At 61.9% G+C, this 25,982-nt stretch carries 25 protein-coding genes; 10 read left to right on the top strand and 15 right to left on the bottom strand.

Going from position 1 to position 25,982, the window contains the following annotated elements:
- The first annotated feature begins 81 nt into the window (after positions 1-81).
- From AC09SL_RS05570 to AC09SL_RS05540, 7 genes are all read left to right on the top strand, one after another.
- A complete protein-coding gene (locus AC09SL_RS05570) occupies positions 82-873 on the top strand; it encodes a putative hydro-lyase (RefSeq protein ID WP_058542163.1) in 792 nt (263 codons plus the stop codon).
- Between the two features lie 40 nt (positions 874-913).
- A complete protein-coding gene (locus AC09SL_RS05565) occupies positions 914-1,447 on the top strand; it encodes a hypothetical protein (RefSeq protein WP_058542162.1) in 534 nt (177 codons plus the stop codon).
- Positions 1,448-1,503: 56 nt separating this feature from the next.
- Positions 1,504-2,439 (top strand): LysR family transcriptional regulator, encoded by a 936-nt coding sequence (locus AC09SL_RS05560; protein ID WP_058542161.1) that lies wholly within the window; start codon positions 1,504-1,506, stop codon positions 2,437-2,439.
- Positions 2,440-2,536: 97 nt separating this feature from the next.
- On the top strand, positions 2,537-3,916 hold the full coding sequence (locus AC09SL_RS05555; protein ID WP_058542160.1) for a UDP-glucose dehydrogenase family protein: 1,380 nt from the start codon (positions 2,537-2,539) through the stop codon (positions 3,914-3,916).
- Between the two features lie 178 nt (positions 3,917-4,094).
- Positions 4,095-4,802 (top strand): HPP family protein, encoded by a 708-nt coding sequence (locus AC09SL_RS05550; RefSeq protein WP_058542159.1) that lies wholly within the window; start codon positions 4,095-4,097, stop codon positions 4,800-4,802.
- A gap of 134 nt (positions 4,803-4,936) precedes the next feature.
- On the top strand, positions 4,937-6,043 hold the full coding sequence (locus tag AC09SL_RS05545; protein ID WP_058542158.1) for an enoyl-CoA hydratase/isomerase family protein: 1,107 nt from the start codon (positions 4,937-4,939) through the stop codon (positions 6,041-6,043).
- 3 nt (positions 6,044-6,046) lie between these two features.
- Positions 6,047-7,198 carry an acyl-CoA dehydrogenase family protein gene (locus tag AC09SL_RS05540; RefSeq protein WP_058542157.1) on the top strand — a complete coding sequence of 384 codons (1,152 nt, stop codon included), beginning with the start codon at positions 6,047-6,049 and terminating at the stop codon, positions 7,196-7,198.
- Positions 7,199-7,459: 261 nt separating this feature from the next.
- Here AC09SL_RS05540 and AC09SL_RS05535 read toward each other — a convergent pair whose 3' ends face one another.
- The 11 genes from AC09SL_RS05535 to pssA all read right to left on the bottom strand — a co-directional run bounded on the left by AC09SL_RS05535 (position 7,460) and on the right by pssA (position 19,590).
- On the bottom strand, positions 7,460-8,233 hold the full coding sequence (locus AC09SL_RS05535) for an enoyl-CoA hydratase (RefSeq protein ID WP_058542156.1): 774 nt from the start codon (positions 8,231-8,233) through the stop codon (positions 7,460-7,462).
- Positions 8,234-8,362: 129 nt separating this feature from the next.
- A complete protein-coding gene (locus AC09SL_RS05530; protein ID WP_058542155.1) occupies positions 8,363-9,490 on the bottom strand; it encodes an acyl-CoA dehydrogenase in 1,128 nt (375 codons plus the stop codon).
- A gap of 9 nt (positions 9,491-9,499) precedes the next feature.
- Positions 9,500-10,690: an acetyl-CoA C-acyltransferase gene (locus AC09SL_RS05525; RefSeq protein WP_165826027.1), complete on the bottom strand. Its 1,191-nt coding sequence runs from the start codon at positions 10,688-10,690 to the stop codon at positions 9,500-9,502.
- A gap of 12 nt (positions 10,691-10,702) precedes the next feature.
- Positions 10,703-11,464, bottom strand: a complete 762-nt coding sequence (locus tag AC09SL_RS05520) for an SDR family NAD(P)-dependent oxidoreductase (protein WP_058542154.1) — start codon at positions 11,462-11,464, stop codon at positions 10,703-10,705.
- Positions 11,465-11,480: 16 nt separating this feature from the next.
- Positions 11,481-13,145: an AMP-binding protein gene (locus AC09SL_RS05515; protein ID WP_058542153.1), complete on the bottom strand. Its 1,665-nt coding sequence runs from the start codon at positions 13,143-13,145 to the stop codon at positions 11,481-11,483.
- 260 nt (positions 13,146-13,405) lie between these two features.
- A complete protein-coding gene (locus AC09SL_RS05510; RefSeq protein ID WP_058542180.1) occupies positions 13,406-14,863 on the bottom strand; it encodes an ArnT family glycosyltransferase in 1,458 nt (485 codons plus the stop codon).
- A gap of 67 nt (positions 14,864-14,930) precedes the next feature.
- Positions 14,931-15,224, bottom strand: a complete 294-nt coding sequence (locus AC09SL_RS05505) for a lipid-A-disaccharide synthase N-terminal domain-containing protein (protein ID WP_058542152.1) — start codon at positions 15,222-15,224, stop codon at positions 14,931-14,933.
- A 1-nt stretch (position 15,225) separates the two neighbouring features.
- Positions 15,226-15,969, bottom strand: coding sequence for a glycosyltransferase family 2 protein (locus AC09SL_RS05500; protein WP_058542151.1), 744 nt, complete (start codon positions 15,967-15,969; stop codon positions 15,226-15,228).
- A gap of 33 nt (positions 15,970-16,002) precedes the next feature.
- The gene (locus tag AC09SL_RS05495; RefSeq protein ID WP_058542150.1) at positions 16,003-16,974 is read right to left on the bottom strand and encodes an NAD-dependent epimerase; all 972 of its coding nucleotides are present in this window, start codon (positions 16,972-16,974) and stop codon (positions 16,003-16,005) included.
- 244 nt (positions 16,975-17,218) lie between these two features.
- Positions 17,219-18,235 carry an AraC family transcriptional regulator gene (locus AC09SL_RS05490; RefSeq protein WP_064106845.1) on the bottom strand — a complete coding sequence of 339 codons (1,017 nt, stop codon included), beginning with the start codon at positions 18,233-18,235 and terminating at the stop codon, positions 17,219-17,221.
- Positions 18,236-18,246: 11 nt separating this feature from the next.
- On the bottom strand, positions 18,247-19,590 hold the full coding sequence (pssA, locus tag AC09SL_RS05485; RefSeq protein WP_058543683.1) for a CDP-diacylglycerol--serine O-phosphatidyltransferase: 1,344 nt from the start codon (positions 19,588-19,590) through the stop codon (positions 18,247-18,249).
- A gap of 122 nt (positions 19,591-19,712) precedes the next feature.
- Here pssA and AC09SL_RS05480 point away from each other — a divergent pair, with 122 nt between their 5' ends.
- The 3 genes from AC09SL_RS05480 to AC09SL_RS05470 all read left to right on the top strand — a co-directional run bounded on the left by AC09SL_RS05480 (position 19,713) and on the right by AC09SL_RS05470 (position 21,466).
- Positions 19,713-20,276 carry a TetR/AcrR family transcriptional regulator gene (locus AC09SL_RS05480; protein ID WP_058543684.1) on the top strand — a complete coding sequence of 188 codons (564 nt, stop codon included), beginning with the start codon at positions 19,713-19,715 and terminating at the stop codon, positions 20,274-20,276.
- Between the two features lie 45 nt (positions 20,277-20,321).
- Positions 20,322-20,801: a nuclear transport factor 2 family protein gene (locus AC09SL_RS05475; RefSeq protein WP_058543685.1), complete on the top strand. Its 480-nt coding sequence runs from the start codon at positions 20,322-20,324 to the stop codon at positions 20,799-20,801.
- A gap of 263 nt (positions 20,802-21,064) precedes the next feature.
- Positions 21,065-21,466 carry a hypothetical protein gene (locus AC09SL_RS05470; RefSeq protein WP_058543686.1) on the top strand — a complete coding sequence of 134 codons (402 nt, stop codon included), beginning with the start codon at positions 21,065-21,067 and terminating at the stop codon, positions 21,464-21,466.
- A 470-nt stretch (positions 21,467-21,936) separates the two neighbouring features.
- Here AC09SL_RS05470 and AC09SL_RS05465 read toward each other — a convergent pair whose 3' ends face one another.
- From AC09SL_RS05465 to AC09SL_RS05450, 4 genes are all read right to left on the bottom strand, one after another.
- Positions 21,937-22,752: an energy transducer TonB gene (locus AC09SL_RS05465; protein ID WP_058543687.1), complete on the bottom strand. Its 816-nt coding sequence runs from the start codon at positions 22,750-22,752 to the stop codon at positions 21,937-21,939.
- Positions 22,749-23,195, bottom strand: a complete 447-nt coding sequence (tolR, locus tag AC09SL_RS05460; RefSeq protein WP_058543688.1) for a protein TolR — start codon at positions 23,193-23,195, stop codon at positions 22,749-22,751. Before tolR ends, AC09SL_RS05465 begins: the two co-directional genes overlap by 4 nt.
- A gap of 13 nt (positions 23,196-23,208) precedes the next feature.
- Positions 23,209-23,916: a protein TolQ gene (gene tolQ, locus AC09SL_RS05455; protein WP_058543689.1), complete on the bottom strand. Its 708-nt coding sequence runs from the start codon at positions 23,914-23,916 to the stop codon at positions 23,209-23,211.
- A gap of 64 nt (positions 23,917-23,980) precedes the next feature.
- Positions 23,981-25,897: a phytase gene (locus AC09SL_RS05450; RefSeq protein WP_231139232.1), complete on the bottom strand. Its 1,917-nt coding sequence runs from the start codon at positions 25,895-25,897 to the stop codon at positions 23,981-23,983.
- Between the last annotated feature and the right edge of the window lie 85 nt (positions 25,898-25,982).

The raw sequence follows: 25,982 nt of genomic DNA, 5'->3' as shown, positions 1-25,982 counted from the left end.
CACGGGGTACCAATATTCCTTGTTGGACGCCATCGCCACGGTGTTCTCAAAGTAGCGAACGACCGCTTGGAGAGCCCCGTAATGATGTCCTTCGAACAACTGCAGCAATGCACGCCCCTGGCCCTGCGCCAAAACATCGCCGCCGGCCGATACCAGGGCCATACCAGCGGCCTGGGCCAGGGCCGCGTGCAAGCCAATATCGTGATCCTGCCCGGCGACTGGGCCAATGAATTCCTGCGCTACTGCACCCTCAACCGCCAGGCCTGCCCGGTACTCGACGTGACCGAGCCAGGCGATCCGTTCTTGCGCAACCTGGGTGCCGCCATCGATATCCGCCACGAGGTGCCTCAATACCGGGTCTACCGCCACGGCGAGTTGAGCGAAGCGCCGCTGGACATCGCACACCTGTGGCAGGACGACCTGGTGGCCTTCGCCCTCGGTTGCTCGTTCTCGTTCGAACAACCCCTGCTGGAGGCCGGCATCCGTTTGCGACACATTGAGTTGGGGCGCAATGTCGCGATGTTCCAGACCAACATCGACACCCGTCCGACCGCCCGCCTGTCTGGCAAAATGGTGGTGACCATGCGGCCGATGAAAGCCGCCGCAGCGATCCAGGCGATCCAGATTACCGGGCGCATGCCCAACGTCCACGGTGCCCCGGTGCACATCGGCGATCCGTCACTGATCGGCATTCAATCCCTGGACTCGCCGGATTACGGCGATGCCGTGCCGGTGGAAGCGGACGAGATCCCGGTATTCTGGGCCTGCGGCGTAACGCCTCAATCGGTGGTCCAGGCCTCACGTCCACCGCTGTGCATCACCCACGCCCCGGGCTGCATGCTGGTGACGGACTTATGGAACAGTGACTTGTAAGCCTCGAACGAGGCTGTTTTTCAACTTGAAGGGACACACGATGAACACCGCTCAGCGATCGATTCAACAGTACATCAGCGCCAAGGACGGCAACCGCCCTCACCTGCTGGACCAGGCTTTCACGCCGACTGCTCTTTTGCACATGGTCGTGCGCACCGGTTCCATCACGTTTCCCGACCATGTCGAAGGCCGTACCGCCATCGGCGACGTGCTGGTCAGTCGCTTTGGCCAGACCTTCGAAAACGTCTACACGTTCTGCCTGGCCGCCCCGCCACCGGCCAACGCCGAGGCGTTCCAGTGCAAATGGCTGGTGGCGATGTCCGACAAGAACAGTGGCCAGGCACGCGTCGGTTGTGGCCTGTATGACTGGCAGTTCGATCCAGCGTCGAGCCTGGCCGAGCGACTGACCATCACCATCGAACACATGAAGACCCTGCCGGCGACCAATCTGCCGATGATCATGGCCTGGGCATCGCGGCTGGAGTACCCATGGTGCCGGCCTGAAGCGATTATCGATAACGTGCCGGATTCAGGTGCGCTTCAGGATGTTATCCGGTACCTGGAAAATCTTTGATCAGGCCGCCCGTGCGCTTTCAGAATCTGCATGACTGTTTCAAGGAATCGCCCCAAATGAACATCAAGTTTCTCGAAACCTTCGTCTGGGTCGCCCGCCTGAAGAGCTTTCGCCTTACCGCGGAAAAGCTGTTCACCACCCAGGCGTCGATTTCCAGTCGGATCGCCGCCCTGGAGGACGAAATGGGCGTGCGCCTGTTCGTGCGCGATTCCAAAGGTGTGTCGCTGACCTCCGAAGGCCAGCGCGTGCTGGAGTACGCCGAGCGCATCATGGACACCATGCAAAGCATGAAAGCCGTGATCAAGGACCCACGCCAGGTGCGCGGCCGGATCCGCATCGGTGCGATGGATACGGTGATCCACACTTGGCTCAGCCCCTTGGTGACACGCCTGATGGAATGTTACCCGGCCCTGGAAATCGAACTGTCGGCCGACACCGCGAGCAACCTGTGCTCGCAACTGGAGAAAGGCTACCAGGACATCATTTTCCAGACCGACATCCTGCGCCTGGACAGCGTGCGCAACGCCCTGCTGACCCGTTACCCGATGCACTGGGTGGTGCGCACCGGCTCGGCCTATGACCGGTCCTATGCATCGCTGGAAGACTTGTCCCAGGAACGCATCGTGACGTTCTCGCGCAACTCACGCCCCCACCAGGACATTCTCAACCTGTTGCACTCGGCCAACATCGTCTCGCCACGCATCAACTGTGTGAACTCGGCCTCGGCCATCACCCGCCTGGTTCGCGACGGTTTTGGCATTGGTGCCATGCCGGCCGCGCTGGTTGTCGGCGAACTGGCCCAAGGCACATTGACCTTGGTGGACGGTGTGCCGCTGCCATCGGTCATGGACATCGTGGCCAGTTGGCGGACCGGCGCGGGAATGGAACGGGTGGAAGACATCGTCAGCCTGACCCGGGAAGTGGTGGGCGAGTTCGTCGCGCAGTTGCCGGCAGCGTACCGATTGGCGACGCAAGATTTCAGCGGGCTGTAAGTGAACTGCAACATCCCCGACTTATTCTGGGCCGAGCGCACAGCGGCGAACGCCGGCTGTGAATGTCGCTCGCACGGAATGACCCAGGGAGTCCGCCATGAAAATCAGTGTATTCGGAAGTGGCTACGTGGGCTTGGTACAAGCCGCGGTGTTGGCCGAAGTGGGCCATGACGTGGTGTGCATGGACATCGACGAGCGCAAGGTCGACAGCCTGCGCCAAGGCCAGGTGAGTATTTTCGAGCCCGGCCTGGCCACGCTGGTGCGTGAAGGCCTGGAGGCCGGTCGCTTGCACTTTACCAGTGACGAACAGCTTGCCGTGCAGCACGGCCAGGTGCTGTTTATCGCGGTGGGCACGCCTTCCCGGGACGATGGCAGTGCCGATTTGGCCCAGGTCCTGGCCGTCGGCGAGGCTGTCGCCCGCCACCGCGAGCAACCGCTCATCGTGGTGGAGAAGTCCACCGTGCCGGTGGGCACCGGCGATGTTCTGCGGGCGCACATCGACAAATGCCTGCTCAAGGCCAGTCGCTTGCTGCAGTTCGATATCGTCTCCAACCCCGAATTTCTCAAGGAAGGCTCGGCGGTCGCCGATTGCCGTCGTCCGGATCGCATCGTGATCGGCTGCGAGCGCGATGAAGTGCGCGAAACCATGCGCGACCTGTACGCCCCGTTCAACCGCAACCACGACCGGGTTCTGTTCATGGACCTGCGCAGCGCCGAGCTGACCAAATACGCCGCCAACGGCATGCTGGCGACCAAGATCAGTTTTATCAACCAGATCGCCGAACTGGCCGAACACCTGGGAGCCGACATCGAGTCGGTGCGCCTGGGCATCGGCGCCGACTCGCGCATCGGTTATCACTTCATTTACCCGGGATGCGGCTACGGCGGCTCGTGCTTTCCCAAAGACATGCGTGCCCTGATCCACACCGCCGAACAGGCTCATTGCTCCAGCGACCTGCTGCAAGCAGTGGAAGCCATCAACGGCCGGCAGAAACACAAGCTGTTCGAGCGGATCAACGCGTTCTACCAGGGCGACCTGCGCGGCAAGACCTTCGCCCTGTGGGGCCTGGCCTTCAAGCCCAACACCGACGACATGCGCGACGCACCGAGTCGCACCTTGCTGGAATCGCTTTGGGCCGCGGGTGCCAGCGTCCGCGCGTTTGACCCGGAAGCCATGCAGCAAACGCAGTTGCTCTACCCCGACGAGCCCAAACTGATGCTGATGGGCACGCCGGAATCGGTGTTGCCGGGGGCCGACGCGCTGGTCATCTGCACCGAATGGCAGCCCTTCAAGGCACCGGACTTCGACCTGATCCAGCAACGGCTCAAGGCCCCGGTGATATTCGACGGCCGTAACCTGTTCGACCCCGAGCGCATGGCCGACAAGGGCTTCACCTATTTCCCGATGGGTCGCGGGCAATCGCGAAACCTGCCTGTTGCCCAGCAAACGTGGTTCCCCGCTTCGAGAAGCGCATGAGCGGTGGCTTTACCTCAAAATTAATGCACTCAACCAGCATTAATATGAATTTGTAAGCAAGGGGCGGGATCGGCACACTGTGCCCCGTTCCTCCCCCAACTGTTGGAACACTTAAAGGGCTTTCTGGGATTCTCCCGTAAGCCCCTTTTTTTGTTCGTTTTTTTTGGATTTTCACTTAATGCTCTCTCGCTGGTTCCCCGCTGCTATCAACACCCGTCCCACCGAATGGAGCCGCGCCGCCATCGGCATGGCGCTGGGAACGATGTTCAGTGTCTGGCTTTGCGGGCAAGTATTTGGCCTCGAGGTAGCGCAACACCTGATCGGCCCCCTCGGCGCCTCGGCCGTGCTGTTGTTTGCGGTGTCATCGGGCGCCCTCGCCCAGCCCTGGTCGATTGTCGGCGGTTACCTGTGTGCGTCGGTCGTGGCGCTGCTGGTGGCCCATGTATTGGGCCGCACGTTGGGTAGCGCCTGCCTGGCGGCTGGCATGGCACTGGTGTTGATGTGCTGGCTGCGTTGCTTGCATCCGCCGGCAGGCGCCCTGGCGGCGACGTTGGTCCTGGCCGCCCCTTCTATCATCGCGTTGGACTGGCAGGCCGTCGGTGCGGCCATGCTGGCCGGTTCCGGGCTGCTGGCCTTTGCGCTGGCCTACAACAACCTGACGCGGGTGCGCTATCCCAAGCGTGCCAACGAACCGGTGGCCGTCATACCGGCTGACCACCCTCCCGTCGACCGCCAGGCCATTACGGCCGAAGACCTGAAACTGGCCTTGGCGCAAATGGAAGCATTCTTTGACGTCACGCCGGAAGATCTTGAGCAATTGATCCACGCCAGCGAGCGAAATGCCAAGCGCCGTAGCATCGCGGAGGTTCTCTCTAGTCGCGGTTGAGCCTGTGGCTGCTATAAATATGCAGGAAGGACCTGCACGTATCCCGGTTGTGCAATGCAAATTTGCACTGGTACGATCCTGAATGGATACGCGCGACACAATTCATAAAGAAGAATAAAAGCAGGGAGTTAGCGATGACAGCTCAGGTTTCATCACAAGCTGCGGAAACCCTCGAAACTGCGGCCTCTGAGGTGCTGGTCGAAGTTCGCAATCACATTGGCCATTTGACCCTGAACCGCCCCGCCGGCCTCAATGCCCTTACCTTGGGCATGGTGCGCAGCTTGCAACAACAACTCGATACCTGGGCTCTCGACCCACAGATCCGCGCCGTGGTACTGCGTGGCGCAGGCGAGAAGGCGTTTTGCGCTGGCGGTGATATCCGGTCCTTGTACGACAGCCACAAGCAGGGCGACACCCTGCATGAGGATTTCTTCGTCGAGGAATACGCTCTCGACCTGACAATTCATCACTACCGCAAACCGATCCTCGCCTTCATGGACGGCTTCGTGCTGGGCGGCGGCATGGGGCTGGCACAAGGAGCCGACCTGCGGGTGGTGACCGAACGCAGCCGCCTGGGCATGCCGGAAGTCGGCATCGGTTACTTCCCGGATGTGGGCGGCAGTTACTTCCTGCCGCGCATTCCTGGCGAACTGGGCATCTACCTGGGCGTCAGCGGCGTGCAGATCCGTGCGGCTGACGCCTTGTATTGCGGGCTGGCCGACTGGTATCTGGACAGTCGCAAGCTTGAACAACTCGACGCGCGCCTCGATCGCCTGGAATGGGGTGATACACCACTCAAGGACCTGCAAAGCCTGCTGGCCAAACTCGGTGTGCAACAATTGCCTGCCCCACCCCTGGCCGACTTGCGGCCAGCCATCGACCATTTCTTTAGCCTGCCCGACGTGCCGAGCATGGTCGAGCAGTTGCGGCAGGTCACCGTCGCCAACAGCCACGAATGGGCGACAAAGACTGCCGACCTGCTGGACACCCGCTCCCCCTTGGCCATGGCCGTGACCCTGGAAATGCTGCGGCGCGGTCGGCATTTGAGCCTGGAAGACTGTTTTTCCTTGGAACTGCATCTGGACCAACAATGGTTCGAGCGCGGAGACCTGATCGAAGGCGTGCGCGCCTTGCTGATCGACAAAGACAAGAACCCGCGTTGGAACCCGCCGACCCTGGAGGCGCTGGACGCCGACCATGTGGCGAGTTTCTTCGACGGCTTCGACGACCACGGGAACTGAGCCATGCATGACCTCGAACTGACCGAAGAACAAGTGATGATCCGCGACATGGCCCGGGACTTCGCCCGTGGTGAAATCGCCCCTCACGCCCAGGCGTGGGAAAAGGCCGGCTGGATTGACGATGGCCTGGTGGCGAAGATGGGTGAACTGGGCCTGTTGGGGATGGTGGTGCCGGAAGAATGGGGCGGTACCTACGTCGATTATGTGGCCTATGCCCTGGCCGTGGAGGAGATCTCCGCGGGCGACGGTGCCACCGGCGCACTGATGAGCATCCACAACTCGGTGGGTTGCGGGCCGGTGCTGAATTTCGGCACCGACGAACAAAAGCAGACATGGCTGGCCGATCTCGCCAGTGGCCAGGCCATTGGCTGCTTCTGCCTGACCGAGCCCCAGGCCGGCTCCGAAGCCCACAACCTGCGTACCCGGGCCGAATTGCGCGATGGTCAGTGGGTCATCAACGGCGCCAAGCAGTTCGTCAGCAATGGCAAGCGAGCGAAATTGGCGATTGTGTTTGCCGTGACGGACCCGGATCTAGGCAAGAAAGGCATTTCGGCGTTCCTGGTGCCCACCGATACGCCGGGTTTCATCGTCGATCGCACTGAACACAAAATGGGCATCCGCGCCTCGGACACCTGCGCAGTCACCTTGAGCAATTGCACCATCCCCGAGGCCAACCTGTTGGGGGCTCGCGGTAAAGGCCTGGCCATCGCCCTGTCCAACCTGGAAGGCGGCCGCATCGGTATCGCTGCGCAAGCCTTGGGCATCGCCCGTGCCGCCTTTGAAGCGGCGCTGGCTTACGCGCGCGATCGCGTACAGTTCGAAAAGCCGATCATCGAACACCAGAGCATCGCCAACCTCCTGGCCGACATGCATACCCGCATCAACGCCACCCGCCTGCTCATCCTCCACGCCGCCCGCCTGCGCAGCGCTGGTAAGCCGTGCCTGTCAGAAGCCTCCCAGGCCAAGCTGTTCGCCTCGGAAATGGCCGAGAAAGTCTGCTCCTCGGCCATACAGATTCATGGTGGGTACGGGTATCTCGAGGATTATCCGGTAGAGCGCTACTACCGCGATGCACGGATTACCCAGATTTATGAAGGGTCGAGCGAAATACAGCGGATGGTGATTGCCCGGGAGCTGAAGCACTACCTGGTGTGATGGTAAGAAAAGCATCGCGGGCAAGCCTTGCTCCCACTGAATCTGCGCTGCACACAGAATACTGTGTCAGGTCACGGACCTGTGGGAGCAAGGCTTGTCCGCGATAGCGGTGTATCAGTCATTGATAGGCTGAATGTGCCGCCGCCTTCGCGGGCAAGCCCAGCTCCCACAGGGTTTAGCGGTGTACACAAATGCTGCGTACACTCCAGACCCACTGTGGGAGCAAGGCTTGCCCGCGATGGCGTCAGTGAGAACGCCGCGTTACTTGTCCTGAAACTCCGCCGCCCGCTTGGCCACGAACGCCGCCATGCCTTCTTTCTGATCCTGCGTCGCAAACGCTGCGTGGAATACCCGGCGCTCGAAACGCACGCCTTCGGACAGGCTGACTTCAAAGGCGCGGTTGACGCTTTCCTTGACCATCATGCTGATGGGCACCGACTTGGAGGCGATCAACGCCGCCGTTTTCAATGCCTCGTCCAGCAGCTCATCAGCCGGCACGATCCGCGCGACGATGCCGCAGCGCTCGGCTTCCACCGCATCGATAAAGCGCCCGGTCAGGCACATTTCCATGGCCTTGGCCTTGCCCACTGCGCGGGTCAGGCGCTGGGTGCCGCCCATGCCCGGCAGCACGCCGAGGTTGATTTCCGGCTGGCCGAACTTGGCGTTGTCGCCGGCCAGGATGAAATCGCACATCAATGCCAGCTCACAACCACCGCCCAAGGCGAAGCCGTTCACCGCCGCGATGATCGGCTTGCGGCGGTTGGCCACGCGGTCGCTGTCGCTGAACAGGTCGTCCAGGTAGATCTGCGGGTAGGTCAGCTCGGCCATTTCCTTGATGTCGGCACCGGCGGCAAAGGCTTTTTTTGAGCCGGTCAGCACGATGCAGCCAATCTTCGGATCCGCCTCCAGGCCGTCCAACGCCTGGTTCAGTTCGCTGACGATCTGCGCATTCAAGGCATTCAATGCCTGGGGACGGTTGAGGGTGATCAGGCCGACGCGGTCCTTGATCTCCAATAAAATCGTTTCGTAGCTCATGTATGACTCCTGTTAAGCACTGTATTTGGCTCTATGCCCTGTAGGAGCTGCCGAAGGCTGCGATCTTTTGACGTTGTTCTTTCGTTCAAGACTCAATTGACAGGAAAAGATCGCAGCCTGCGGCAGCTCCTACAGATTGCGCGAAATGACCATGCGCTGAATGTCGCTGGTGCCTTCGTAGATCTGGCAGACCCGCACGTCGCGATAGATCCGCTCCAGCGGGAAGTCGTTGAGGTAACCGTAACCGCCCAGGGTTTGCAACGCCATGGAGCAGACTTTTTCAGCCATTTCCGAGGCGAACAGCTTGGCCATGGAAGCCTCCACCAGTGCCGGCTGACCGCTGTCTCGCAGGGCGGCGGCGTAGTGCACCATTTGCCGGGCCACGGCGATCTGGGTCGCCATGTCTGCCAGGCGGAACGCCACGGCCTGGTGCTCGATGATCGGCTTGCCGAAACTTGCGCGTTCCCGGGCATAGTCCCGAGCCGCCTCGAACGCGGCGCGGGCCATGCCCACCGCCTGCGCCGCGATGCCCACCCGTCCGCCTTCCAGGTTCGCCAGGGCGATCTTGTAGCCCTCTCCCTCCTCCCCCAGGCGATTGCCCACCGGCACCTTCACCTCCTCAAAGAGGATCTGGCAGGTGTCGGACGCGTGCTGGCCAAGTTTGTCTTCGACCCGCGCCACACTGTAGCCCGGCGAATCGGTCGGCACGATGAACGCACTGATGCCACGCTTGCCGGCGCTCGGATCGGTCACCGCGAACACAATCACCACCCCGGCGTTCTGCCCGGACGTGATGAACTGCTTGCAACCGTTGAGCACGTAATGATCGCCCTCCAGGCGCGCCCGCGTCTTGAGGCTGCTGGCGTCCGAACCGGCCTGTGGCTCGGTCAGGGCGAACGCGCCGAGCATCGCGCCACTGGCCAGGGGCGTGAGGAATTTTGCCTTCTGCTCATCGTTGCCGAACTTGAGGATCGGCACGCAGCCCACCGAGTTGTGCACGCTCATGATGGTCGAGCACGCGCCGTCGCCGGCGGCGATTTCCTCCAGGGTCATCGCGTAGGCCAGGTAACCGGTGTCACAGCCACCCCACTGCTCCGGCACCAGCATGCCGAAAAAGCCCAGTTCGGCCATTTCATCGATGGCTTCCCGGGGGAAACGATGCTCGCGGTCCCATTCGGCGGCGAACGGCTTCAAGCGTTCCTGGGCGAACTGCCGGGCCATGTCGCGGATTTGTGTCTGTTCTTCAGTCGGGAGCATGGTGATTCCTTAATACAGGCATTCGACGGCCATGGCCGTGGCTTCGCCGCCACCAATGCAGATCGCCGCAACGCCGCGCTTGAGACCCTTCTGGCGCAGGGCCGAGAGCAGGGTCACCAGGATCCGTGCGCCAGACGCGCCAATCGGGTGGCCCAGCGCACAGGCGCCGCCGTGGACGTTGACCTTGTCATGGGCAATCTCCAGCTTGTCCATGGTCACCAGTCCCACCACGGCAAAGGCTTCGTTGACTTCGAACAGGTCGACTTGATCCAGCGACCAACCGGTTTTCTGCATCAGTTTCTTCACGGCGCCAATCGGTGCGGTGGGAAACAGGCCCGGGGTATCGGCAAACGCCGCATGACCGTGGATCACCGCCAGGGGCTTGAGACCACGCTGGGCCGCCTGGCTCTGGCGCATCAGCACCAGCGCCGCGGCGCCATCGGAAATGGAACTGGAATTGGCCGCCGTCACTGTGCCGCCCTCGCGGAACGCCGGCTTGAGGGAGGCGATCTTGTCGATCCGGGCCTTGGGTGGCTGCTCGTCGTGGCGCACGGTCACTTGTTCCTTGCCGACCATGACCTGCAACGGCACGATCTCGGCGTCGAAACTGCCGTCCTTGATCGCCTGCTGGGCGCGGGTGGTGGATGCAATGGCGAACGCATCCTGGGCCTCGCGACTCAAGCCATTGGCCTCGGCGCAGTCTTCGGCGAAGGTGCCCATCAGCCGACCTTTGTCGTAGGCGTCTTCCAGACCGTCGAGGAACATGTGGTCCAGCACCCGGCCATGGCCCATCCGGTAACCGCTGCGCGCACGATCGAGCAGGTACGGGGCGTTGGACATGCTTTCCATGCCGCCGGCCACCACCACTTCGGCGCTGCCGGCGATGAGCATGTCATGGGCGAGGATCGCCGCTTCCATGCCCGAGCCACACATCTTGTTGAGCGTGGTGCAGCGGGTCGATTTGTCGAGCCCGGCGCCCAGCGCGGCCTGACGCGCCGGTGCCTGGCCCTGGCCGGCGGCGAGTACGCAACCGAACAGCACTTCTTCAACCGCGTCAGGTGCGATGCCGGCTCGCTCCACGGCGGCCTTGATGGCGGCGGCACCCAGCTGGGGGGCGCTGAGGCTTTTCAGCTCGCCCTGGAAACCGCCCATGGGGGTGCGGACGGCACTGACGATGACAATAGGATCGTTGGACATCATGAATCCTCCTGATTATTTGGCTGCCATGCGCAAGGCGCCGTCGAGACGGATCACCTCGCCGTTGAGCATGCTGTTCTCAATGATATGCCTGACCAGCGCCGCGTACTCGCAAGGTTTCCCAAGGCGTGGCGGAAACGGCACGCCGGCGGCCAGGGAATCGCGCACTTCCGGGCTCATGCCGGCCATCATCGGGGTCTCGAAGATCCCTGGCGCAATGGTCATCACCCGGATACCGAAGCGCGCCAGTTCACGGGCGGCCGGCAATGTCAGGCTGGCGATGGCGCCTTTGGATGCGGCGTAAGCCGCCTGGCCGATCTGACCATCGAAAGCCGCCACCGACGCCGTATTGATGATCACCCCGCGCTCGCCGTCAGCGTTGGCCTCGGTTTCGGCAATGGCCGCAGCTGCCAGGCGCAGCAGGTTGAAGCTGCCGATCAGGTTGACGTTGATCACCTGACTGAAACTGGCCAGCGCGTGGGGACCGTTCTTGCCGAGGATCTTCTCGCCACGCACGATACCGGCGCAGTTCACCAGGCCATTGAGGCCACCGAACGCATCGACCGTGGCCTTCACCGCCGCTTCAGCCGCCGCTTCGTTACTGATGTCGGCCACCACGCTTTGGCAACCCAGTTTTTGCGCCTGGGCGGCCACGGCGTCGGCGTTGAGGTCCACCAGCATCACCTTGGCGCCGGCCTTGACCAGCATCTCGCCGGTGGCCGCGCCGAGGCCGGAAGCGCCGCCGCTGACGAGAAAAATCTTGTTGTCGATCTGCATCATGGTTTCCTTGGATTCAAGCTGAAACGTTCTGCGCCGCGGCCTCTTGGGCTTTGGCGATCTCCTGGTTGCGCAAGATAAAGCGCTGCAACTTGCCGCTTGGGGTTTTCGGCAAGTCGCTGACAAATTCGATTTCACGGGGATACGCATGGGCCGCCAGGCGCTTGCGCACGTGCAGGCGCAATTCTTCGGCCAGCTCCGATGAGGCACGGAACTGCGCGCTGAGCACCACGAAGGCCTTCACCAACTCGGTGCGTTCCGGATCAGGCTTGCCGATCACCGCCGCTTCCACCACGGCCGGGTGTTCGATCAGCGCGCTTTCGACGTCGAACGGACCGACCCGGTAGCCGGAGGTGGTAATCACGTCATCGCTGCGGCCCACGAAACTGATGCTGCCGTCCGGGTTCAGCTCCACAGTGTCGCCGCTCAAGTAGTAGTCACCGACGAAGGCCTTGGTCGGCCCGCCTTCGTAACCGGCGAACCAGCACATGGGCGACTGGCTGCGGTCCAGCGCGAGAATGCCCGGCTGGCCCACGCCCAGCTCGCGCTGATTTTCATCCAACACCACGATCCGATGACCCGGCGAGGCGAAACCGGCCGCGCCCAGGTGCACCGGGTGTTCCAGCCCATGGTGGTTGCACAGCACCATGCCCAGTTCGGTCTGGCCGTAATGGTCGTGAATCACCACTTCCAGGTTATCGGCGAACCAACGGATCACTTCCGGGTTCAACGGCTCACCGGCGCTGCTGACGATGCGCAGCTTGCCCTTGATCGAGCGGGCAAACTGCTCGCCACCGGCAATCAACAGGCGATAGGCCGTGGGCGAGCCGGTCAGGTTGGTGATGCCGTATTTGTTGATGACCCGGCAGGTGCTTTCCAGGGTAAACGGGCCATCGTAGAAGGTAATCGGATGCCCCATGGCCAACGGCCCGGTCACGCCGAAATAGATGCCGTAGGCCCAACCCGGGTCGGCGACGTTCCAGAAGGCGTCTTCAGGGCGCAGGTCTACCGCGTCACGGGTATAGCTCTGGAACGCAACGATGGCTTTGAGCGGTACCGACAGCGCCTTGGCAGGTCCCGTGGTGCCGGAGGTGAACATCAGCAGGAACGGGTCTTCGCCGGTGAGCATCAGCGGTTCGCACTGGCTGGAGTGGTTCGCCACCTCGGCCCAGAAACTGTAGTCGCCGCGCACGATGCCCTGGCCCTTTTCGCCGCCGACCGTGACGATGGTGGGGCAATCGGCGACTTCGTCGAGCTTGGAACGGTTGACCGCATCGGTGACGACCACGCGTGCCCCCGAGCTGCCCAGGCGGTGCTCGATGGCCTTGGGCCCGAACGCGGTGAACAGCGGCTGATACACCGCCCCAATGCGCCAGGTGGCGAGCACCACGATCAACAGTTCAGCGGTGCGCGGCAGCAGGCCGGCCACTTTGTCGCCCTTGCCGACGCCTTGGGCGCGCAGGAAATTGGCGAACCGCGCGGCGTTGTCCTGCAGGTCACGGTAAGTCCAGGTTGCCTCGCTGCCGTCACGGCCCTCCCAGAACAAGGCGATGCGGCCCGGCAATGCATGCCGGTCGCAACACTCGACACAGGCATTGAGCGCCTCGAGCGAGCCGTGCAGCGCGGCGTTGACGGTGTGTTGGTAATCGAACTGTGACGTGGCGGACGAATAATCGCGCATGACCAGAATCCCTCTGTACTTTTTATTGGTTGGGGGAACCGTGAATAGCAGGCAAATACTCGCGCCGAAGGGTTGTGGCGGCAATGGTCAAAGCTTTCAAGTTGCTTGACTGGTTTGGCCATGGTTTAGGGATGTGGTGTTCTTTTGGCCCTTATCGCGAGCAAGCCCGCTCCCACAGGGGATTTGTGGCGGACTTCGGCTTTGTGATCGTCCAAGCCTCTGTGGGCGCGAACTTGCTCGCGATGGCGGTGGTTTAGCCGCTACAAGGGCTGCTTCCAGGCAAATGAATAAACCTTCTCCGGCACCGGCGACTGGCAGCGCTGGTTATCCGCGTCAGCCCCCACGAGGAACCACTCGGCCCTTGAGGTATTGCCGACCCGGCGCGCTTTTTGTGGGTCGTAACAGCGGGCCAGGTCCCGGGAGGGCACCAAGGCGAAGGCCTGCGGGTGGCTGCGCAGCCAGGTGGCGGATTGTTCCAGGGTGTTGCCGTTATGAAAGCCGAAATGCACGATCGGTTGCTGGGCGAACAGCCAATGGCCCTCACGCCACCCCACGAGCACCAGCTCGGCATTTGAAGTCAGCCCGGCGACATCGCGCATCAAGGTCTGGTGGGGGTTGACGCCTTCCTTGTGGGGCTCGACGAAGCCGCGTACCAGCCAGGCGCACAACCACACGGCCGTCAATGTCGCGAATACCACCCTGCCCTTCGGCCGCCGGCCAAACCAGCGGCGCAGCATCCACGGCACAAGCGGCGCAACCACCAGGATCAACGCGGGTAGCGCGGGAAAGATGTACAGCTTGCGCTTGCCGCTGCTCAGGCTAAAGAACACCAACACCAACAGCACCCAACCGAGCAGTACCAACACCCGACCGTCGTGCTTGAGCAGTTGTTTGCGCCAGGCCGGCACCAGCCAGGGGAGCATGAACACAATCGGCAGCCAGTACTTGGGAATCACCTGGACGAAGAAATACCAGAAAGGTTCGCGGTGTTCCCATGCGTTGGCATAACGCCCGGCCGTCTGCTTGAACAGGATTTCCTGGGCATATGCCAGGCTGTCGGGGCTGCCCTGCCAGACAATCATCAGCAAAGGCCCCAGCCATAACGCGATGGCGGCCAATGCGACAACCAGGCCCAGCCACCAGCGTCCTGCCTGGCCAGGCATTGCCACCACCCCTTTCCAACCTTTGCGCAGCGCATAGGCGTAGGGAATGAGCAGTAGCACCGGCAGAAAACCCACGCCTTTGCTGATGATCCCCAACCCCATCGCCGCACAAGCCACGTAGTACCAACGCCAGGCCGGGCCGAGCAACACGTGCCGGCACAAGCCATAGATTCCCAGGATGGTCCAGAGCGCAAGGAAACCATCGATCTGCCCGGTACGCAGGATGCTGTAGGTCTGGTAGGTGGCGAGAAACAACAGCGCCGCGATCACCCCCACGCGCCGTCCCCACAAGCGTCGGCCCAGGTCATACAGACACGCAGTGGTGACGGCACCGGCCAGCAGCGCGGGCAAGTACAGGGCAACTTTGGGCAGGTGGGTCAGTTGCACGAACAGGGCCACGGTCCACATGAACAGCGGTGGTTTGTCGGCGTAGATTTCACCGGCGCGATGGGGAATGAACCATGAGCCGTTCTGCAGCATCTCCAGGGCAACGCCGAGGAAACGCTCCTCATCGACGTTCATCGGTTGGCGCCAGCCAAGGCCGGCACCGACCATGATCAAGGCCAATACCACAACCGCCAGGAGCTCGAGCCGCGAGGAAGATAATCGTATCCGCACCGTCTCAGCCCTTCTCTGCCAGTTCACGTTTTTGCTGCTCATGATGCTTGGCGATCAACTGCAAGTTGCGCAGGTAAACGATAAAACCGAAGGACTGGCCGACGATGAACACAGGGTCTTCGCGGTAGATGGCATAGGCCAGCAACAGCGAGCTACCGATGATGCTCAGGTACCAGAAGCCAACGGGAATCATGCTGCGCTTCTTGTACTCGCTATACAGCCATTGCAGGGCAAAACGCCCGGTGAACGCCAATTGCCCCGCGAAACCAACGACCAGCCACAACGTTTCTCTGCCCATCTCAGACCTCGGTTTCTTGTGCGTTGACGTCCAGGCGGGTGCGCTTGATCAGCCACCACACCCCGAACAGATCGACAATGCCCACCAGCGCCCGGTCCAGGTTGCCGTAGTTGGACACCCCGGCCCCGCGCTCACGGTGATTGACCGGCTGAACCAGCATCCGGCCGTTGTGACGGCGGATCAGCGCCGGAATAAAACGGTGCATATGATCGAAATACGGCAGGCGCAGAAACGCCTCGCGCTCGATCAGCTTGATGCCGCAACCGGTGTCGGGCGTCTGGTCCTTGAGCAGGCTGGCGCGCAGTTTGTTGGCAAATCGCGAGGCCCAACGCTTGCTCGCCGTGTCCCGGCGGTTGACGCGATGCCCCGCCACCAGCTTGACGCCCCCGGGCGTGCCTTCGGAACCGCGCACCAGGTCGAGCATTTTCGGCAGATCGGCCGGGTCGTTCTGACCGTCGCCGTCCAGGGTGGCCAACCAATGCCCGCGTGCCACTTCAGCGGCGTGGTAGATCGAGGTGCTCTGCCCCAGGGAGCGGGTGTGGCTGAGCACCCGCAACTGGCGATAGCCACTGGCTTGCAGCGTCCGCAATTCAGCGGCGGTGGCGTCGGTGCTGCCATCGTCGACCACAATGACTTCAAAGGCCTCGTCAACCAGCGCCGTACGTACTTCTTCCAGCAATGGAATGAGGTTGCCTGCTTCGTTCTTTGCCGGAATCAGGACCGACACATAAGGGGTTTCGTGCATGACGTTCCAGTGAAAAGCTGAGGAGTGAGGGGGTTAAACGCGGTAATAGTCGCGGTACCAATCGACAAACGACTGCACGCCGACGGGCACTGCGACCTGTGGGCGAAATCCCACGAGATCCTCCAGCTCACGCGTGTCTGCCCACGTGTCGACCACGTCGCCCGGTTGCAACGGCAAGAAATGCTTTATCGCAGGGATGCCCAGTGCCTCTTCAAGGCACTCGACAAACTGCAGGAGCTTGACCGGCGCGCCGAACCCGATGTTGTAGACCTTGTTGCGTACGCCCGAATCAGTGGCAGGCGGCAGCGGTAACAACCGCACCAGGCCTTCGACGATGTCGTCGATATAGGTGAAGTCCCGCGACATCGCACCATCGTTATAGAGGTCAATGGCGCGGCCGTTGAGGATGGCGTCGGTGAATTTGAACGGCGCCATGTCGGGCCGTCCCCAAGGTCCATAGACGGTAAAAAACCGCAGGCCGGTGGTGGGAATACCGTAGAGATGCGAGTAGGCGTGGGCCATCAGTTCATTGGCGCGCTTGGTCGCCGCATAGAAAGACACCGGCTGATCGACCGGGTCGGTGGTGGCATACGGCAGACGGTCATTCAAGCCATACACCGAGCTGCTCGAGGCAAACACCAGGTGCGCCGGTCGATGAGTACGGCAGGCTTCCAACACGTTGAGGAAGCCCACCAGGTTGCTTTGCGCATAAACGTCCGGATTGTCGATGGAATAACGCACGCCGGCTTGGGCCGCCAGGTGGACGACTTGCTCGAATGCGTTTTGTGCAAACAGGTCCAGCAACGCCTGCTTGTCGGCCACATCCAGCCGCTGGAAGCGAAAGTTGCGGCATTCGGCCAACTGCGCCAGGCGTGCCTGTTTCAGCTCGACGCTGTAGTAGCTGTTGAGGTTGTCGATGCCAATGACCTGATGGCCATCGCTGCACAGCCGCTTGGCGGTATGAAACCCGATGAACCCTGCGACGCCGGTGACCAGTACTCTCATACGCGGCTCAAAACGGTCATTTGCATACATTACCCTGATGGATGGCCCGGCTTTTCCGGGGCCTGCACAGGCTTGTATCAGAAATAAATGACGGTTTTATGAGCGTGCCAGTGTGCCAAGCGAAAAACCCTGTGGGAGCGAGCCTGCTCGCGATAGCGGTGGTTCAGCCGCCTTTTCATTGGCTGCCAGACCCTCTTCGCGAGCAAGCCCGCTCCCACAGGGTTCGACTCTGCCAAGCAACAGGTCAGTTGATGTCGTTGAGAATCAGGCTGCGATAATGCCCCGGGTTGGACCCTGACCACTTGCGAAACGCCTTGTAGAAGGAGCTAGCATCGGCAAAGCCCAGGCGCGAGGCGATTTCGACGAAGCTGATGGAGGGCTCGGCCAGCCAGGTGATTGCCAGATCCTTGCGCACGCTGTCCTTGAGGCCTTGGTAAGTCTGGCCTTCCTCCGCCAGGCGTCGGCGCAAGGTAGACGCGGACACGCAGAACTGCTGGGCCAGGGCTTCGGTCTCCGGCCATTGTTCGGCAGGCAACTGCCGCAGGTCTTGCCGGATACGGCTGGCCAGGCTTTGCGGGTTGCGGTATTTGACCAGGATGTTGGCCGGGGCCTGGGCCAGGAAGCGCTTGAGCTCATCAGCGTTGCGCCTGATCGGCAGGTCGAGGCATTGAGCCGCGAAAATCATGCGGGTGCGCGGGCGGTCAAAGCGCAGGTTCTGGGAGAACATCACGCGATAGTCGTCGCAGAAATCCGGCGCCGGGCAGCGCAGTTCGACGGAGAGAATGGGAATGCGCCGCCCGGCCAGCCAGCAGGCCACGCCATGGACAATCATCCAGTAGGTGAAATAGGTAAAGGCCCGGCGCGGCGGCTGATCGTCTTCCAGCAGCACGATCTCCGCCAGGCTTTGCTGGCGCACCCACTGTGCCGGCAGGTGTTCGAGCATCAGCGACAGAAACCCCAGCCCCGCCGTCAAGCCGCTCGCCAGCGTGGGCTGGGCCATGGCGCACTGGCAGAGAAACGCCAGGCTGCCGGACTTGAGCTTGCGCGGGTCCATGCCAAAAAACTCGTCATCCAGGCGCCGGGCGAGTAAACGCCAGAGCCGCGCATAGGCATGGGCCGGGACCCGCGCCTGGCTGTCGTCGAGCAACGCAGGGTCTATGCCGACCTTGCTCAGGACCTCATCGGTAGCCGCGCCGGGGGCGCAGCTTTGCAGCAGCGCCTCACGCACCAACTGGATGGAGATGGTGTCTTTTTTCGACATGGCGCGGGTATTCACAGGATCCGGTAAAGCAGCCGTTCTATCCGCACCCGGCTGACCCGTTTCAGGAACCTGGCCACGGCCTCGGGGTAATCCGGCAGGGTTTCCAGGTCCAGGTAACGTTCGATCCGGCGGGTGTGGCAGTAGATCTGCTCAAGCTCGGCCTGGCGCGGCGCCAGCAACTCGCCCTTGGGGTCGTCCAGCAACAGCGCGTTTTCCAGGTCCAGGCGAAAGGCCCGGGGGTTGAGGTTATTGCCGGTCAGCAAGGTGTAGCGCTCGTCGATCCACATGCCCTTGAGGTGATAGGTGTTGTCCCCGTCACGCCACAGGTGCAGGTTCAACTGGCCGCTGTCGATATAGCGCTGATGGCGTTTGGCGAAGCGCCGCAGGCTGATTTCATAGAGGTATGGCAGCGCCGCGATGATCTTGAACGGCTCGCTTGGCGCAATGTAGAAGTCGTTGGCGGTCTTGTCGCCGACGATGATGTCGATCTTGACCCCACGGGCCAGGGCGCGATTGAGCTCCCGGGTCACCGCCAGGGGCAAGTTGAAGTACGGTGTGCAAATGGTCAGTTGCTGGCGGCTGCTGGCGATCAGTTCACCGATCACCCGGCTCAGCGGGTTGTTCTTGCCCACGCCCAGCAACGGGCTTACCGACAGGCCGCCCTTGTCGAGGCTGCCAACGCTGGTGTCATAGGTCGCGTACTTGAGGCGACTGCGCAGGTCACCGATGTCCTTGCGCAAACTGCGGGTGCTGGGCAGGTCAGGCAGGTCCAGGCGGTGCACGGCCCTGGAGGCGACCAGGCCGTGCTGCACCAGATGGTGCATCGAATCGGCCAGTGCCGCGTTCTGCAGCAGGTGATAGCGGTCGTAGCGGTATTTGTCGAACTTGTGCAGGTAGACGTTATTCAGGCTGGCGCCGCTGTAGAGCACACAATCGTCAATCACGAAGCCTTTCAAGTGCAGCACGCCGAACAGTTCGCGGGTCTGCACCGGCACGCCGTAGATCGGCACTTCGCTGGCATGGGTACGAGTCTGTTCCTGGTACCACGCCGAGTTGCCCGGCTGCTTCTTGGCGCCGATCAGCCCACGCTGGGCCCGCAGCCAGTCCACCACCACGACCACGTCCAATTCCGGACGCGCGGCCTTGGCGGCATGCAGGGCATCGAGGATTTCCTGGCCGGCCTCATCCTGTTGCAGGTACAGCGCGACGATGTAGATGCGCTGGGTGGCCTGGGTGATTTTCTCCAGCAGGCAACGGCGGAATTGGGCAGCGCCATCGAGGATGGTCACCGCATCGGCGGTCAGTGCAAAGCTGCGCAGCTTGGGCAGCAGGGAGCGTTTGAAAAGCGACGGCATAGGGCTCGCAAAAAGGTCGATTCCGAAGAACGGATGAGCTTACACCATGGATGGGTTTGGGTCTTCCTGTCCCCAAGAAAAAAAGACTTGACCAAGGAGAACGATCATTCTACTTTTCGCTCATGAATGAAATTACTGGTAATGAAACACGCGACATCATCCTCGATGTCGCCGAAAAGTTGATCTATAAAAGTGGCATCGCCGCCACCGGCATGGACCTTCTGGTGAAAACCGCCGGCGTCTCGAGGAAAAGTGTCTATCGCTACTTCGCCAACAAGGACGACCTGATCGTGGCCGCCCTCAAGCGGCGGGACGAACGTTGGATGCACTGGTTCAGCACCGAGGTGGACAAGGCGCCCACGCCAACTGCGCGGCTGCTCAACCTGTTCACCGTGCTCAAGGGCTGGTTCGACAGCGAAGGTTTCCGCGGCTGTGCCTTCATCAATACCAGCGGCGAAACCGGCGACCCTCAGGATCCGGTCCGCCAAGTGGCAAAGCTGCACAAACAGAAGTTGCTCGATTACGTGACCCGGCTGTGCGTCGAACAAGGTGTCCAGAACCCGGACGCACTGGCCCGCCAGCTCCTGATTCTGATTGACGGCGCCATTACCGTGGCGCTGGTCATGGGCGACCACAGCGCGGCTGATCACGCCCAGGACATGCTGAAACAACTGTTACACGTCTGACCCGTAGAACCGCTGTGCCATTCGTCAACTCACTGGAGATCCGCCATGTCTGCCTCTTCCGAAGTTCGTCCGCCGTTGCCGCCGTTCACTCGTGAATCGGCGATCGAGAAAGTTCGCCTGGCCGAAGACGGCTGGAACTCTCGTGACCCACAAAGAGTATCCCTGGCCTACACGCTGGATACTCAATGGCGTAACCGCGCCGAATTCGCCCATAACCGCGAGGAAGCCAAGGCGTTCCTGACCCGCAAATGGGCCAAGGAGCTGGATTATCGGTTGATCAAGGAGCTCTGGGCCTTCACCGATAACCGCATCGCCGTGCGCTACGCCTACGAATGGCACGATGATTCGGGCAACTGGTTCCGCTCCTACGGCAATGAAAACTGGGAGTTCGACGAGCAAGGCCTGATGTACAACCGATACGCCTGCATCAACGACATGCCGATCAAGGAAAGCGAGCGCAAGTTCCGCTGGCCGCTGGGTCGCCGGCCGGACGATCATCCGGGGTTGTCTGAGTTGGGGTTGTAACGCTCGCGATAGCGGCCTGACAGCTGGCCTGGTTCTCCCAGCCATGCACCCGTCAGGCCTGTGGGAGCAAAGCTTGCTCGCGATGGCGGTGGCAAATCCGACAAAGGTGCAGGCTGACTCACCGCTATCACGAGCAAACTCCCACAGCAGCGCCAGACAAGCGGCCCCTCCAACAGGCTTGACCCACATGCCGCCAGGCATCACATTGCCTGGGCCGGCGATAAGCTCGCTGTTTCGTTGTGCAGCAGATTTTTGTGGAGCCCATGACCGCGTCGATCCCGATCCGTCCCCCCTGCCCGCCCGGTGTCTGCGATTGTGGCCGTGATGCCTTGCTGCAGGCGCCTGGCAGCGACCTGCGCATCCTTTGCCTGAATCGCCAGGAAGAAAAACGCCTGCTTGAACGCCTGGAGAACATCCAGAGCCTCGACGAACTCCAGCGCCTGCAGCAACGCCTGTACGAAAACCTGGGGATCCACCTGAGCGTCGAGCCCGGCCACAACGAAGTGCGGACCATGCGCGGCATCGCCATCGAATTTCAGGACCAGCCCGGCCTGTGCCGCAAGATTCGCCAGTCGATTCCCGCCGCCATCCGCCGTGGGTTGGAAAAACGCCCCGAAATCGCCTGGCGGCTGCTCGATGCCCACGATCTGTTTCGCGACATCTGAACCCAGGCAGCTCCTTCCCTGGAGCGGCACATCGACCTAGAAATCCACCGTCGCGGAAAGTAGGAGGGAATGCTCCGTCGGCGTAACTGCATCACACATGTCCAGAAGCCTGCGCAAAGTCTTAAATGAGACTGATTCTAATTAATGTTCGCGCGTTAATCCAAGCTCTTTATGCAACGTGTGTCTGAACATGGGATGGAATGGGTGGGGCAGGCTCGTGGCGGGCTTTGTAGGAGCTGGCGAAGCCTGCGATCTTTTGATCTTGATCTTGATCTTGATCTTGATCTTGATCTTGATCTTGATCTTGATCTTGATCTTTCGCTTGGGATTCAAGTGTCTGGGGAAAGATCGCAGCCTCGTTGCACTCGACAGCTCCTACACAGCTCCTACACAGCTCCTACACGGCAGCTCTTACGTGGGCCCTACATAGTTCGTAGATGGCTTCTACTGCCTGGGGCAATATCAAGCGTTTATTTGATCCGGTAGTGAAAAGTATTGCGTACCGCCGGTACCGTCACCGCCCTGCCATCGATGATCCGCGGCTGATAACGAAACGTCTGGGCGGCGGCCAGGGACGGTCGGATGAACAGTGGGTGGCAGCCCTCGAGCACCTTGGGGTTATCGATCCGCCCGTCCGGCGTCACGCTGTATTCCACGGTGCAATCGCCTTCCAGGCCCTTGTCCAGGGCGCGTTGCGGATAGTCCGGGGCTTGCTTGCTCAGCGGTTGGTAGCTGCGGCTGTCGGCGGCGGCCTGACGCGCCTGTTCGGCTTGGCGTTGCTCGGCGAGTGCTCGTGCTTGCCGGGCCTGGCGCTGCTGTTCGGCGGCCTGCTGCTCGGCGTCTTGCCTGCGTCGTTCGCTTTCCTGGCGTTCGCGCTGCTGTCGGGCCTGTTGCTCGCGCTTTTGCTCCTCGACCCGTTTGCGGGCCAGGGCCGCCTGTTCCAGTTTCTGTGCCTGGATCCGCGGGTCTACAACCGGCTTGGTGGGGGCGGGACGTGGCGCTTCCATGGGTGATGGGGTGGATTCGACCGCTGGCGGTGCAACAGGGATGACCGGTGCCGGTGCAGGCGCTTCAGGCACGGCTGTCGCCGGCAACATCACCAGTTGCGTGTGCAGCACCCGTGGCACCTCGGCGGTTGGCTTCTCCACGCTCCAACCCAGCACCAACAACGCCACCACGCCAGCGTGCAGGGCCAACGCGAGCCCCGCTGCCAGGCTGTTTTTCCATAAGCCGCGCCTCGACGCAGGTGCGCCCAGGGATGGACTGTGCATGATCATCGCCGTCATTGCGGCGCCTCGGTCACCAGCCCCAGGTTGCTCACGCCGCCCTGCTGCAACGCGGCCATGGCCGCAACGACCCGGCCGTAATCGGCATGATCGTCGGCACGAATGTACACCTGGGTATCGCTGCGCTCGGCCACGACCTGGGCCACCTTGGCGCGCATCTGCTCCAGATCCACGGCGCTGTCGGTCTGGTGATGGGTGTCCAGCTCACCGCCCAGGTTCCAGTAATACCCGCCCTCGGCCTTGACCGACAGAGTCAGGATTTGCTGGCGACTGTCGTTGGCCAGTGCTTCGCTGGCGACCTTGGGCAGTTCGATCTTCACCCCCTGGGTCAGCATGGGCGCGGTGACCATGAAAATCACCAGCAGCACCAACATCACGTCGATGTACGGCACCACGTTCATTTCGGCCTTGGGACCGTGCTTGCGTTGTGGCTTGACGAGCATCTGCCCTCTCCTCTCAAGCGGCCGTGGCCAGGTTCACCGGGGCACCGTGCAGCTTGCGGTGCAGACGTGCCTGCAGCTCGTTGCCGAAGGCGTAGTAACGGGTCAGCAGGGTCTGGCCGCGAGCAGCAAAACGGTTATAGGCAATCACCGCCGGGATCGCCGCGAACAAGCCGATGGCCGTGGCGATCAACGCCTCGGCAATGCCCGGCGCCACGGTGGAAAGGCTCGCTTGTTGCACCTGGGAGAGGCCGATAAAGGCATTCATGATCCCCCAGACGGTGCCGAACAATCCGATGTAGGGGCTGACCGAGCCGACGGTGGCGAGAAACTGCAGGCCTTTTTCCAGCTGTATTTCCTGTTCGCTGATCGCCACCTGCAACGAGCGCTCGACGCCTTCAAGCACCACTTGTGGCGTGCTTGAAGGTTGGTTGAGCTGAGTGAAGGCCAACACACCCGCCTGGAAAATCGGGGAGACACCACCGTCGTCTTCGCCGACCTGCGCGTGTTCCCGGTACAAGGGCAGCAGATCCTGGGCGCTGCGAAAGCGCTGCAAGAAACCGTTGAGTTGGCGCTCGTTGCGTTGCAGCACGGCGCTGCGCTGGATAATCAGGTACCAGCTCAATAACGAGGCCAGCAGCAACGTGAGCATGACCGCCTTGACCAGCAGACTCGCGTCACTGATCAGGCCCCAGATCGTCATGTGTTCCAAAGTGGCTTGCATGGTTGAAACTCCTGTCTGGCGGTTATTCGATGAAATGTTCGTGACCGGTTGATGACAGCGTCGCTCAAGGCAGGCGCAGCGCTTCGGCCACGTCGGCCCAAGGCACGAACTTGAAGTTCTGGGTTTGCTCGGGCATGCGCTTGCGGCCATCCTGGACCACCAGCATGCCCTGGCTCCAAGGCCCGCCGAGGTTCGTCGAGGTCACCTCCAGGCCGTCGGTTTCCGACGCACCATCAATGCCTGCGGCCGCGTTCAGACCGATCCGAAAGGCGCCGCGCACGGCATAGGGAGGTTCGGCATCGAGCACCAGGTAGCTGTCGTTGCCCTGGCTGGAAATCACCAGATAGTCGTGGCCGTTGGCCTGGTACAAGGCCATGCCTTCGACGTCGGCGTGCAACGACGGGCCGACCTTGATCACACGGCTCAAGGTCGCCGGTTGGTCGGCCCGGGCATCCACCGCCCAGACGCCGACGTCCTCCTCACCGAGAAACAAGCGCTGGCGTTGCTCGTCGGCGACGCAACCTTCAGGCTGGCTGTCGACACTGAACTGGCGCACCAACTCGCCTTTCACCACACCGTCCGGCGCGCTCAGGCGGTACTGCACGAAGCGCCCGTCCTTGCCGTTGGCGAAGGCATACAGTTCACCTTCGGCAGGCTGGAACAGGCAGATGCCGTAGATTTGCTTCAATGACGTCGCAATCTCGCCCGCTTCGCGCAACTCGCCGCTGGCGCGGTCGATGCTGAACAGGCTCAAGCTGTTGCGATCTCGGTTGCTGGCCACGGCCAGATCGACGGTTTGCGTGCCCAGCTTGAAGTTCGCCCGCACATCGACGTTATTCAGGCGCCCGACCGCCAGTTCCTGCAGCAACTTGCCTTGCAGGTCATAGGCCAGCAGGCCTTGCTTCTTGTTGGTGCCCAACACCCGGCTCAGCCCGGGCGTCGTCGGATGGACCCAGATCGCCGGGTCATCGGCTGCATCGCCCTGGCGGGCCACCGGCTCGCTCTGGACGATGGCAGCCACTGTGGGCAGAACCGGCGGCAAGGGCACCGGCGTGGGTTTCCAGCTGATTTCGCCTTGGTACAGGTGCCCGTTGTCATCGTCGCGCAGCAGCACTTCGACGCCAGTTTTCGTCAGCCGCGCGGCGAAGTTTTCTGGTTCTTTCAGGCCCGCCAACGGCAGGTTGGCTTTGGCACTCCAACCCTCTCCCTGTTGCTGATACACATGCAGTTGCGCCGCTTCCGGGTCCAGCCCCAACAGGCCTCCCGGCAACACGGCCATGGCGCCGGCGCTTTGCTGGAGGTCGCCGAACGGTGCACGCATCGCTACGGGAACCCTAACGGCCTCGGCCTCCGAGGATGCCGGATAAGCCCACCAGCCCACCCGTTCTTCGTTGACGAACAATTGATTGGCGTTGTCCTGCACCTGGCAGGTCTTGGCGTCCGGCGGCAACGGCAGGCCGCGCACTCGTTGCGCGGTGTCGCCCAAACGCTCGCCATTGCCTACCCACCATTGCTCGCCCTTGCCCTCCTCGCCGACCAGAAACACAAACAGGTTGCTCGCCTCGTCGCGGTACAGGCACAGGCCGTTGACCGGAAAATCCCGCGCGGGCAGGTACAACGGCAGGCCCCACTGACGGTGTTGCGGATTGAGGCTCACGACCAGGGCTTGCTGGCGCGTGCTGTCGAGGCTGGCGACCAGCACGTTCGCGCCCTGGCTACGGCTGTCGAGGCTTTCGAAGGTGCCCTTCAGGCGCGTCAGTTCGCGACCTTGGGCATCGAGCAAGAACAAGCCTTCGCGGGCACTGGCCAGTCGCTCGGTCGTCGAAGGGCCGGGCAGGAATGCCAGGGCGTTGATCGACAATTGCTCGGCTTGAGACCAAGGTTGCAGCTTGAACTTGGGCGCTGGGGAAGCCGCCAGGGCGGCGGCTGACGCCAGGCTGATCGCCATCGCCAGTAGGTAGCGCTTGGGCAGGAAAAACATCGTGTTCAACGGGAAAATCCTTGTCGTTCAGTCAGATTCAAATGGGCTTGCTGCTCACTTCTGTGGCATTGCCACACGTGATCAG

This window comes from Pseudomonas sp. PF05, assembly GCF_056521845.1.
This window is presented reverse-complemented; position numbering and strand designations above follow the sequence as displayed.